Here is a 9,770-nt window from a genome sequence, read left to right on the forward strand (position 1 = left end):
GCAGCAGCATCAGCTCTTCAAGGCTTCCTTGATCTGATCCAGCGTGCTCGGATCGTCGATCGTCGTCAGGTCGCCTGCATCGCGGCCTTCGGCCAGGGCCTGGATCGAGCGGCGCAGCATCTTGCCCGAGCGCGTCTTGGGCAGTCCGCCGATGAAGTGGACACGGGCCGGACGCGCGATGGCGCCCAGGCTTTCGTCGACCTTCTTCATTACTTCCTTCTCCAGCGCAGCGCGCTTTTCGGGCGTATCGACGTCGGCGGCATTCTTCACCACCGCGAAGGCCATCGGCATCTGGCCCTTGACCTCGTCCGCCACGCCGACCACGGCGACCTCGGCGATCGCCGGGTGCGACTGCACGGCTTCCTCGATCTCGCGCGTGCCGAGGCGGTGGCCGGCGACGTTGATGACGTCGTCCATGCGGCCGAGGATGGTGTGATAGCCGTTCTCGTCCCTGATGCCCCAGTCGGACGAGGAATACACCACCGGGTCGGTGAAAGTGCTGAAGTAGGTCGACACGAAGCGGTCGTCCTGGCCCCACACGGTGGACAGGCAGCCCGGCGGCAGCGGCGGCACGATGCCGACGATGCCTTTCTCGTTGGCGCCGCATTCGCTGCCATCCTCGCGGAAGATGCGCAGGTCGTAGCCATACACCGGGAAGGCGGGCGAGCCGAGCTTGATCGGGCTCTGCTCGACGCCGCGGCAGATCGCCAGCATCGGCCAGCCGGTTTCGGTCTGCCAGTAGTTGTCGATGACCGGGATGCCCAGTTCTTCCATGATCCACCGGTGCGAGGTTTCGTCCAGCGGCTCACCGGCCAGGAACAGGTGCTTGAGCGAGGACAGGTCGTACTTCTTGAGGAAGGCCGGGTCCTGCTTCTTCAGCACGCGCACGGCGGTGGGCGCGGAGAACATCACGCTGACCTTGTACTTCTCGACGATCTGCCACCAGATGCCGGCATCCGGGCGCAGCGGCGTGCCTTCGTACATGATCGTGGCCACGCCGGCGATCAGCGGGCCGTAGACGATGTAGCTGTGGCCGACCACCCAGCCGATGTCGGAGGTCGAGAACATGGTCTCGCCGGCCTCGCCGGTGAAGATGTGCTTCATCGACGCCGCCAGCGCCACCGTGTAGCCGCCGGTGTCGCGCTGCACGCCCTTCGGCTTGCCGGTGGTGCCGGAGGTGTAGAGGATGTAGCTCGGCTCGGACGATTCGAGCCATTCGACCGGCACCCGGTCGTCCATGTGCCTGGCGCGCAATTCGGCGTAATCGACGTCGCGGCCTTCGACACGCGGGAAGTCCTTGTCCAGGCCGCGGTCGACGATCAGCACCTTGGCCGGCGGGAACTCGGCCAGTTTGCAGGCCTCGTCGACGAGGTGCTTGTAGGGCACCGGCCTGCCATTGCGCATGCCGGCATCCGAGCTGACCATCAGCACCGGCTTGGCGTCGTCGATGCGGGTGGCGAGCGAGCCGGCGGCGAAACCGCCGAACACCACCGAATGGATGGCGCCGATTCGCGCGCACGCCAGCATGGCGAACGCGGCCTCGGCGATCATCGGCATGTAGATCAGCACACGGTCGCCGCGCTTGACGCCGAGTTCCTTGTAGATGGCCGCCATGCGCTCGACTTCGCGCTGCAGCTCGGCAAAGGTGTAGACCTTTTCCTCGTTGGTCTCGGTCGAGATATAGACCAGTGCGCGGTCGTTCGGCCGCGCGGCGGCATGGCGATCCACCGCGTTGTAGCAAAGGTTGGTTTCCCCCCCCTTGAACCACTTGACGAACGGTGGCCTCGAAAAGTCGCAGATCTGTTCGGCCGGCTTGTTCCAGTGGATGAGCTGGGCCTGTTCGGCCCAGAACCCGTCACGATCCTCGATCGAGCGGCGGTGAAATTGCTGGTAATCCGTCATTGCTTCCTCTCCCTCTCATTCCCTCATTGGCGGATGACAAGCCGCCCATGCCGACGCGCCGGGAAAGCGCCTTCGCCACGAGCGGCAATTTACGACTCAGATGGTGGTTTGGATGCCATCCATCCCGCCACTGCCGGCGTCCGATCCATGTTGGTATCGTTCGAGCTGCTCGATCGGCAACCCGCAGTGGAGTCGAGATTCTATCAATTCGAATAGCGGCATAAGCGCGCCGATGATGTCGGGCAGGCGCGCCTCGACTTCCCCGATCGCGCCGGCACGCAGTTGACGCAGCGCTGCATCGACACTGCACATCCGCTTGGCATGGCGCTCCACCCATCCGGGCTCGACCTTGCCGTGGTCCGCGAAGACGCAGTTGCCGCCCGCTTCATGTCCCTGTCGCACGCGCTCCTGGGCAATGTCCAGCAGCTCGCTGACCTTGCCATGGCCATCGACCGCGGAGTTGGCCACGCCGATCGTCACGGTCACGCGGATGTGCTCTTCACGATAGGCGAGCACCAGCTTTTCGAAACTGCTCCGCAGACGGAGCGCGAAAGCGCAGCTCGACACCACGTCGATGCCGGGCGACAACAGCGCGAACTGCGTGGCCGAATGTTGCGACACGCTGTCTTCGGTGCGAATTCGCGCCGTGACCATCTTGGTCAACCTGCGCACGATCAGTTGAACGACATGCAGACCATGGCGCCCGAGCAAGGTTTCGTAGTCGTCGAGTTCGATCAGCATCACCGCGATGCCGGTCTGTCGCCGCTGGGCTTCGGCCAATGCCTGCTCGCCATGGTGCTCGAGATAGGCCCGGCTGACCAGGCCGCTTTCCGGATCCTTCGGGCTGTTGCTCGCGAGCGCTTCCCGGCTGCGCTCGAGTTCGGTCTGCGTCCGCGACAGACGTACCAGTGAATCGAGCGTCGCCAGCAGTTCCACGCTGCCCATGCCCTTGGCGATGAAACCATTCGCGCCGAGCGCGAGGGCACGTTCGCGCGCATGCTCGTCCTCATCGCCCGAAATGATCACGACCGGCAGGCCGCGCACCCGTGCCACTCTGGACGAGCGGATCCGCTCGAGCAGGCCGAAGCCGTCGAGGCGCGGCATGCCGATGTCGGTCAGGACCAGATCGATCGCGGGGTCGACCAGCAAGGCCTCCCAGCCCGCTTCGCCATCGACCTCTTCGCGCGCCTCGAAGCGGCCCCGGACACTCTTCAGGATGGACGCCCGCACCATGCGCGAATCGTCCACCACGAGAATCCGGGGGAGTTTGCCGTCCACGGTCATCCCCGGAACGCCATCGTCCCGCAAGCGGGCCTGACGCCCGCCTGTCGGTCGATCACAAAAGCGTTGAAAAGCTTCACTCGGGCTTCTCCTGCCGGTGGAATGTCACAGACCGTCTCAGTGTGATTCGCCATAATTATAGCGCCATAGAAAGAAAGGCCGCCCCGGCAGGTGGCTTCAGTTTGAACGACGCCGGCCGATAGCCATTCCGAACCCCGGATTTCCAAGCATGCCCATGAGCACCCTGCATTCCCCTCTGCCCTCGGTGGACGCCTACGTGGCGTACTTCACACAACGGCCGCTGCCGGTGCTGCGCCAGACGGCACGCGAGCTGGAGGCGCTGCAGCGTGACCCGGAGCATGCCGGGAGCCGCCGGCTTGCCGCTACCGTGCTGGCCGATCCGCTGATGACGATGCGCCTGCTCACGCACCTGGAAACGCATCGCCGACAGTCCCAGAACCACGATGTCACCACGATCGAACACGCGCTGATGATGATCGGTATCGAGCCATTCTTCCGCCTGTTCGGCGCGCTGCCGACCGTGGAGGACACGCTCGGGCAGAATCCGCGTGCGCTGGTCGGCGTGCTGCGGGTCATCGTCCGCGCCCGCCGCATCGCCGGGCTGGCGCGGGAGTTCGCGATCGTGCGGCACGACCTCGACGTGCAGGAAATCACCGTCGCCGCGTCGCTGCACGAAGCGGCCGAAATCGTCTGCTGGATCCATGCGCCGGCGCTGACCGAACAGGTCTATGCGCTGCAGACCGCCGATCGCCGCATGCGCTCGGCGGATGCCCAGCGGCAGGTATTCGGCATCACGGCCAATGAACTCCAGCTCGGTCTGATCCGCGCATGGCGCCTGCCGGCGCTGCTGACGCAATTGCTCGACGACAGCCAGCAAAGCGACCCGCGGGTCAGGACAGTGAGTCTGGCGGCGCGCCTGGCCAGGCATCTCGCCCGCGGCTGGGATGACCCCGGCCTGCCGGACGATCTCGCCGAACTCGACACCTTGCTGCGGATTCCGCGCGAAACCCTGCTCAGGCGCCTCGGCGCCCCCGAGGAAGCCTTGAATCGCCTGACCACACATTGACCGGACAAACTTTCTGGAGTCGAACACATGAACACCTTCAGCGCACTGGTAATGGGCGTACTCGTCCTCGGGCTGGTCTATGGCGTGCTCGTCTATAACGGGCTGGTCAATCTCAAGCACAACATCGCCAAGGCCTGGGCCAACATCGACGTGCTGCTCAAGCAGCGCCACGACGAGCTGCCCAAACTGGTCGAGGTATGCCGCCAGTACAAGCAGTTCGAGCAGGCCACGCTGGCGCGCGTCACCGAAGCCCGCGCACGCGTGGCCGCGGCACGCGAAACGCACGATGTCGGTGCCCTGGGCGCGGCGGAGAGCGTGCTGCGCGCCGGCCTGGGCCAGATCTTCGCCGTTGCCGAAGCCTATCCGGAACTGAAGGCGAACGAACACTTCGCGCAGTTGCAGAGCCGCATCAGCACGCTCGAGAACAGCATTGCCGACCGGCGCGAGTGGTACAACGAGGCGGTCAACCGGCATAACGTGCGCATCGAGCAGTTCCCGGATCTCATCGTCGCCCGCCTGTTCGCCTTCAGCGCCCAAGCCCTGCTGCAGTTCTCCAGTGCCGAAAAAGCCGATGTCGATCTGAAGGCACTGTTCAAAGGCTGAACCGGCCATACGCAGCCGATCCTCGCATGCTTGTCCGCCTCATCCACAGCCGGCTGGACGCAGCGCTGCCGCTGCTTCAGCTGGGCGTCGCCACCGGTCTGTTCCGGACCGGGACGGGATGGCACGCCGCCGCCGCGCTGGCCTTTCTGGCCGCGACCGGCCTGTATGGCTGGGTGCGCGCGCTACGGCATTCGCGGCTGATCGCCGACACGCCGACATCGCGGATCGCCTCGGCGGCGCAAGGCTATGTCGAACTGCGCGGCAGGGCCCGGCCGCTCGACGGCAGCCCACTCCATTCGCCGATGAACGGCCTGCCGGTGCTGTGGTACCGCGTGCAGACCGAACGCCGCCAGACCAAGGGCACATGGCAGATCGTCAGCACGGTCGAAAGCGACACTTCGTTCTTGCTCGACGACGGCAGCGGCACATGCGCGATCGACCCCGAAGGCGCCGACATGCTGGTGCGGCGCCGGGATGTCAGCACGGTCGGCGACATGCGCTACACGCAATGGTCGCTGATCCGCCACGACACGGTGTATGCGCTGGGCGACTTCGCCACCCTCGGCGGAGCCTGCCCGAACTTCGACAGCCGCACACAGACCCGCGAGTTGCTGGCCAGTTGGAAGCGGGATCGAAAGACGCTGCTGCAACGCTTCGACCTCGACGGCAGCGGCGAACTCGACCTGCGCGAATGGGAGCTGGCACGGCAGGCGGCCAAGCGCGAAGTCCAGCGCCAACGGCAGGAACTGATGGCGGCGCCCGAAGCGCATGTGATGCGCAAACCGGCGGACGGCCGGCTCTACCTGATTTCGGATCTCGACCCGGACCGGATCGCACGGCGCTACCGCTGGCTGGCGGCATTCCACGCCGCCGTGTTTCTCGGCGCCGTGGGAGTCTCGGCCTGGTTCCGGCAGGCCGGCGCCTTCTGACAGCGCTCGCGGCCCACCGCGTAGCGCCCCCGAGCGTCAGGATGCGGCACGCGACTCCAGCTCTTCCCAGCGCAGCATGGCGGCCTCGATCTCGGCTTCGAGGGTTTCGAGGCGGGCCTTGATCTGCGCCACGTCCTGCGGCGCTTGCTGGTACAGCGCGGGATCGGCCATGCGCGCATGCAGGGCCGTCTGCTCGTCCTCCAGCGCTGCGATCCGGTCCGGCAGCGCCTCCAGTTCGCGCTTGTCGTTGAAGGACATCTTCGCCGGACGCTTGGCCGTCCCGCTCTCCGGCCTGGCTTCGGCTGCCCGCTGCTTGTCGGCAGGGGCAGCCGAAGTCCGTTTCGCACTATCGCGCCTGGCCTGCTCCTCCTCCCGCGCCAGTTGCACTCGCTGCCAGTCGGCATAGCCGCCGGCATATTCGCCCCAGCGGCCGCCGCCTTCCGCAGCGATCACCTGGGTGACGACATTGTCGAGGAAAGCGCGGTCGTGGCTGACGAGAAAGAGCGTGCCGTCATAGCCGGCCAGCAGTTCTTCCAGCAGGTCCAGCGTTTCGATGTCGAGATCGTTGGTCGGCTCATCCAGCACCATGACGTTGGCCGGGCGGGCGAACAGGCGGGCCAGCAGCAGGCGGTTGCGCTCGCCACCGGACAGCGACTTGACCGGGGAACGCGCACGCTGGGGCGCGAACAGGAAGTCGCCGAGGTAGCCGATGACGTGCTTCTTCTCGCCGCCGATCTCGACGTAATCCGAGCCCGGGCTGATGACTTCGGTCAGCGGCAGTTCGGGATCGAGCTGGGCACGCAACTGGTCGAAGTAGGCCACGGTCTGGCGGGTTCCGCGCCGCACCATGCCTTCGTCGGCCTCGATCTCGCCGAGGATGAGCTTGAGCAGCGTGGTCTTGCCTGCGCCGTTGGGGCCAATGAAGCCGATCCGGTCGCCGCGCATGATGCGGGTGGAAAAATCGCGCACCACCACACGATCGCCATAGCGCTTCGAGACGTGTTCCAGCTCGGCCACCATCTGGCCGCTCTTTTCGCCGCGGTCGACAGCCAGGCTGACGTCGCCGAGGCGGTCGCGGCGCGCGGCGCGCTCGCGGCGCAAGGCTTCGAGACGGCGCACTCTGCCCTCGTTGCGCGTGCGCCTCGCCTCCACGCCCTTGCGGATCCAGACCTCTTCCTGCGCCAGGAACTTGTCGAAGCGCGCCGCGGCCTTTTCCTCGGCTTCCAGTTCCTCGGCCTTGCGCCGCTGGTAGTCGGCAAAGCGCCCCGGATAGCTCGCCAGCCGGCCGCGATCGAGCTCGATGATGCGGGTCGCGATGTTGTCGAGGAACACGCGGTCGTGGGTGATGACGATGACCGCGCCACGAAACTCGCGGATCAGGCCCTCTAGCCAGAGGATGCCGTCGAGGTCGAGATGGTTGGTCGGCTCGTCGAGCAGCAGCAGATCCGGCTCGGCCACCAGCGCGCGCGCCAGCGACACGCGTTTGACCCCGCCGCCCGACAGGCTGGAAACCTTGGCGCCCGCATCCAGTCCGAGCTTGGCGAGCATGTGCTCGACACGCTGGTTGAGGCGCCAGCCGCCGGCCGCCTCGACCTCGTGCTGGAGCGTATCGAGCCGCGCCAGCGCCTCGGGCGTCGCCTGCTCGGCCACCGCCATCATCGCGGCATGGTAGTCGACCAGCAGGCGGGCGGCATTGCCCAGGCCATCGGCCACGGTCGCAAACACGTCGCGCTCGAGATCGAAGTCGGCCTCCTGCGGCACATAGGCCGTCACCAGCCCGGTTTCGCGCCACACGATGCCGTCGTCCAGCGCGGCCTGGCCGGCCACTGCCCTCAGCAGGCTGGACTTGCCCGAGCCGTTGCGCCCGATCAGCGCCACACGTTCACCAGCGTCGAGCTGGAAGCAAACCTTGTCGAGCAGGTCGACATGGCCGAAGGCAAGACAGGCGTTTTCTACGGACAACAGGGGCATGGCGTGAGATCGGCCGGGTCTCGGCCAGCAGCAGACAATCCTGAATTCTAGCCGCCCGCTCGCAGTTCGGACACTTTGCCCGATAATGCAGCGCCGTCCGGCCATGCTGGACGATGCGCGACCGCCACGCAGGGAACACTTGATGGAAGATATTCTTCAACGCTTTGCCAACACCGATGAAGATCCGGTTGCCCCGTGGGTAGCACTGGTCGACCGTCTGCGCCCCCGGCGCTCAACCCAGATCGACAAGGCCACCGAAAACCTCCGCACCCTGACGCACTGCCTTGCACGCCGGCCGGAACTGCTTGCCCAGGTACGAGCGGCGCTCATGCAGCTGTTTGCCGAGCGCAAACAGGTGTCACTCTACGTTTCCTCCGGCCTGCTTCCCTCCACCGGCTTCTTCACCGAGACGGCGAACCGCATCTCGCACCGCCTGCTGCCCGAAGTACGCGACACGAGCTACCTCAAGGATCTGCTGTCGATCGTGTTCCACCGCAGCGACGACGAAATCTGGGTCAACGGCGTCAGCGACGAAGTCTGGCTGGATCTGATCGCAGTACTGGTCGGCGATGAGCAGCCGATGGCCGAAGAGGATGCGGGCCCGTTGCCGCCGGCAGTGGGGGAGATTCTCGAATCGCTCCGGGTGCTGTCCTATCACGTCTCGGCCATTGGCCTGGACCCGGAGCTGGTTCGCATCGATCCGAACCTGGAGGAGTACGAATCGCCCTTCCTGGCGCAGAACGCCGAACTGCTGGTCTATATCGACCACTACAGCGACTGGTGGGCCACCCCCGGAGCACTCGTCACCGACGATCTCCACCTGACCGTGATGCTGGGCCAGTGCGACGAAGTGCTGCAACGGGTGCGCAAGCGCGCGACCAAGCTCGGCACCAGCCTGACACTGACCTTCAAGCTCGAACGCTTGCGCCAACACCTCGACCGCATCGACGAGTTGGTGTCGATGCTGAACGAACTGCGCAAGCGCCGCATGCTGGCCGACGTCGCACCGCGTGCGGTACGCCTGTTCAAGACCCTGGTGTGGGCAGAATGCCGCAAGAACAATCTGACCGACTACTGGAGCCAGAACGTCGAGATCCTGTCGCTGCGCATGACCGAAAGCGCCAGCAAGACCGGCGAGAAATACATCACCAGCACACGCAGCGAATATTTCGGCATTCTTCGTTCGGCCATGCTCGGGGGCGTCATCATCGCGTTGATGTCGGGGATGAAGCTCGTGCTGGGCGCGCAAGGCATGGCGCCGCTGAACGCCGCCCTGGCCTTCTGCCTGAACTACGGGCTCGGCTTTACCCTGATCCACATCCTTGGCGGCACCGTGGCCACCAAGCAGCCGGCGATGACCGCCAACGCCATCGCCGCCTCGATCGGCGAAGCGCGCGGCAGCACACGCGACCTCGAAGCCCTGGCAGACCTGATCGCACGCACGGTTCGCAGCCAGCTTGCCGCGATCCTCGGCAACCTCGGCACTGCCATTCCGATGGCGATCCTGGTCGGCACGGCCATCCATCATGCGACGGGTGCGCATTTCGTCGATCCGGACAAGGCACATCATCTGCTTGCGGAAATCGACCCGCGCAGCGGTGCGCTGTTCTTTGCCGCCGTCGCAGGCGTGTGCCTGTTCCTGTCGGGCCTGATCGCGGGCTACTACGACAATCTCTGCGCCTACTACCGCATACCGGAGCGCCTGCTGCAGTTGCGGTGGCCGCGGCACTTGTTCGGCGAGGCCCGGATGCAGCGGATCGCCGGCTACGTCGAGAACAATCTGGGCGCGCTGGCCGGCAACTTCTTCTTCGGCTTCCTGCTGGGCGGTACGACAGCGCTGGGGATGCTGTTCGGGCTGCCGCTCGACATCCGCCACATTGCCTTTTCCTCAGCCTATCTGGGTTACGCCTCGGCAGCGCTCGACTTCGCGCTGTCCTGGCAAGCGGCGATGCTGGGACTGTCCGGCGTGCTGCTGATCGGCCTGGTCAACCTGGTCG

Annotated in this window: 7 protein-coding genes; 4 read left to right on the top strand and 3 right to left on the bottom strand. The window is 65.7% G+C overall.

Features of this window, described 5'->3' with window-relative positions; genetic code table 11:
• Positions 1-9: 9 nt before the first annotated feature.
• The gene (locus TBU01S_RS13455) at positions 10-1,902 is read right to left on the bottom strand and encodes a propionate--CoA ligase (protein ID WP_068637137.1); all 1,893 of its coding nucleotides are present in this window, start codon (positions 1,900-1,902) and stop codon (positions 10-12) included.
• 96 nt (positions 1,903-1,998) lie between these two features.
• Positions 1,999-3,186: a GGDEF domain-containing response regulator gene (locus TBU01S_RS13460; protein WP_068637138.1), complete on the bottom strand. Its 1,188-nt coding sequence runs from the start codon at positions 3,184-3,186 to the stop codon at positions 1,999-2,001.
• 232 nt (positions 3,187-3,418) lie between these two features.
• On the opposite strand from TBU01S_RS13460, the gene TBU01S_RS13465 reads away from it, so the two are divergent.
• Genes TBU01S_RS13465 through TBU01S_RS13475 form a run of 3 tightly spaced genes read left to right on the top strand, consistent with a single transcriptional unit; the run spans position 3,419 to position 5,802 of the window.
• Positions 3,419-4,270, top strand: coding sequence for an HDOD domain-containing protein (locus tag TBU01S_RS13465; protein WP_068637139.1), 852 nt, complete (start codon positions 3,419-3,421; stop codon positions 4,268-4,270).
• Between the two features lie 27 nt (positions 4,271-4,297).
• Positions 4,298-4,873 carry a LemA family protein gene (locus TBU01S_RS13470; RefSeq protein ID WP_068637140.1) on the top strand — a complete coding sequence of 192 codons (576 nt, stop codon included), beginning with the start codon at positions 4,298-4,300 and terminating at the stop codon, positions 4,871-4,873.
• Positions 4,874-4,899: 26 nt separating this feature from the next.
• Positions 4,900-5,802, top strand: a complete 903-nt coding sequence (locus TBU01S_RS13475; protein ID WP_068637141.1) for a hypothetical protein — start codon at positions 4,900-4,902, stop codon at positions 5,800-5,802.
• Between the two features lie 36 nt (positions 5,803-5,838).
• On the opposite strand, the gene TBU01S_RS13480 is transcribed toward TBU01S_RS13475, so the two are convergent.
• A complete protein-coding gene (locus tag TBU01S_RS13480) occupies positions 5,839-7,773 on the bottom strand; it encodes an ATP-binding cassette domain-containing protein (protein WP_068637142.1) in 1,935 nt (644 codons plus the stop codon).
• A 142-nt stretch (positions 7,774-7,915) separates the two neighbouring features.
• Between TBU01S_RS13480 and TBU01S_RS13485 the strand changes: the two genes are divergently transcribed.
• Positions 7,916-9,770 (top strand): site-specific recombinase (locus tag TBU01S_RS13485; RefSeq protein ID WP_068637143.1); only part of this gene is annotated, 1,855 nt, incomplete at its 3' end.

Origin of the sequence: Thauera butanivorans NBRC 103042 (assembly GCF_001591165.1) — a bacterium.
Lineage (GTDB): Bacteria > Pseudomonadota > Gammaproteobacteria > Burkholderiales > Rhodocyclaceae > Thauera > Thauera butanivorans.

Excerpts from the sequence above, each read along its gene's own strand:
- TBU01S_RS13480 (WP_068637142.1), bottom strand. The coding sequence starts at position 7,773 with ATGCCCCTGTTGTCCGTAGAAAACGCCTGTCTTGCCTTCGGCCATGTC.
- TBU01S_RS13465 (WP_068637139.1), top strand. The coding sequence starts at position 3,419 with ATGAGCACCCTGCATTCCCCTCTGCCCTCGGTGGACGCCTACGTGGCG.
- TBU01S_RS13470 (WP_068637140.1), top strand. The coding sequence starts at position 4,298 with ATGAACACCTTCAGCGCACTGGTAATGGGCGTACTCGTCCTCGGGCTG.
- TBU01S_RS13475 (WP_068637141.1), top strand. The coding sequence starts at position 4,900 with ATGCTTGTCCGCCTCATCCACAGCCGGCTGGACGCAGCGCTGCCGCTG.
- TBU01S_RS13455 (WP_068637137.1), bottom strand. The coding sequence starts at position 1,902 with ATGACGGATTACCAGCAATTTCACCGCCGCTCGATCGAGGATCGTGAC.
- TBU01S_RS13460 (WP_068637138.1), bottom strand. The coding sequence starts at position 3,186 with ATGACCGTGGACGGCAAACTCCCCCGGATTCTCGTGGTGGACGATTCG.